Consider the following 1,458-nt stretch of genomic DNA (forward strand, 5'->3'; position numbering starts at 1 on the left):
CGATCGGCGCCTCGGTTGCCAGCAGATAAAGGTGGTAGGCACCTTTGTCCTTGTAACAGCCAACGCCGCCACCATTGGCCTGGTCGAACGCTTCGATGCGCAGGGCCATATTGTCCTTTTCCATTGTGCAGTCATAGCTGCCGCGGGCCCGGGCAGGCCTGATTCACTTCGCCGCAGGGTCATTGCCTTGCAACATGTGCTGGCCGGGATTCGAAGCATGGGATGCTGCACCATTCCAGCGCCGCTGTCGGCGATACCGTTCCCCAGATCCTGCGCCAGTGGCTCCAAGCGTTGCGCACCTGCTTCACAGCGCCTAGTTGGGAACATGTCCTTGTTCTGGTCATGGGAGCTTTGCTGGCGCCGGGCAAGCGGACCGTCAGTTCCTGCCTGCGCATGACTGGCCGGGCCGAGGCCGCCAACTTTGCAAGCTACCACCAGGTCCTCAACCGAGCCTGCTGGAGCCCCCGTGCCGTTGCCAGGCGATTGCTGGGCCTTGTGGTCGAACGGCTCGTGCCGGATGGACCCATCGTCATTGGCATGGACGACACCATCGAACGCCGATGGGGACGCCGGATCAGCGCACGGGGCATCTACCGGGATCCAGTGCGCTCCAGCCATGGCCATTTCGTCAAAGCCAGTGGCCTGCGCTGGTTGAGCTTCATGGTGCTGACCCCGGCGCCATGGACGAGCCTGGTAAAGGCCTTGCCCGTCTTGACCCTGCTTGCCCCGTCCGAGCGATCCGACCATCAACGCGGGCGGCGCCACAAGCTGCTGACCGAATGGGCGCGGCAGGGCGCACTGCAACTCTGTCGCTGGCTGCCAGGGCGCCGCATCATCTTCGTGGGCGACAGCAGCTTTGCCGTCCATGAACTGGCCCATGCCATCACTGGCAGGGCAACGCTCATCAGCCGGCTGCGACTGGATGCCAACCTGTTTGCGCCACCGCCGAAGCGGACCACGCGCACCCTCGGCAGGCCAGCGCAAAAAGGTCCGGCGCTACCAAAGCTCAAGACACTCCTGTCCAACCCTGCCACGATCTGGGCAAGGATCATCGTGTCCGCCTGGTACGGCCATGTCGACGGCAAAACGCTCGAGATCACATCTGATACCGCCTTGTGGTACAGGCCCGGTACCCCGGTAATGCCGCTCCGCTGGGTGCTGGTCCGGCATCCCGATGGCAAACGCCCTCCTCAAGCCTTCTTCAGCACGGACATCACTCTCGAGCCCGCCGACATCATCGCCCTGTTCGTCCGCCGCTGGCAGATCGAGGTCACGTTCGCCGAGACCCGTGCCCACCTTGGCGTTGAGACCCAGCGGCAATGGTCTGACAAAGCCATTGCGCGAACCACCCCAGCATTGCTTGGGCTCTACAGCCTCGTATCGCTATGGGCCTGCGATCTGCTCACCACCACCACCACCCCATACGCAGCAGCGTGGTACCGAAAAACCAGCCTGACG

1 protein-coding gene is annotated in these 1,458 nt (G+C 63.4%); it reads left to right on the top strand.

The annotated features are described in order from the left end of the window. Positions 1-222: 222 nt before the first annotated feature. Positions 223-1,458: IS701 family transposase (locus ACWGTO_RS33415; protein ID WP_454578946.1), on the top strand; the 1,236-nt coding region annotated here is incomplete at its 3' end.

The sequence above is a fragment of the Mesorhizobium sp. PL10 genome (genome assembly GCF_053714315.1).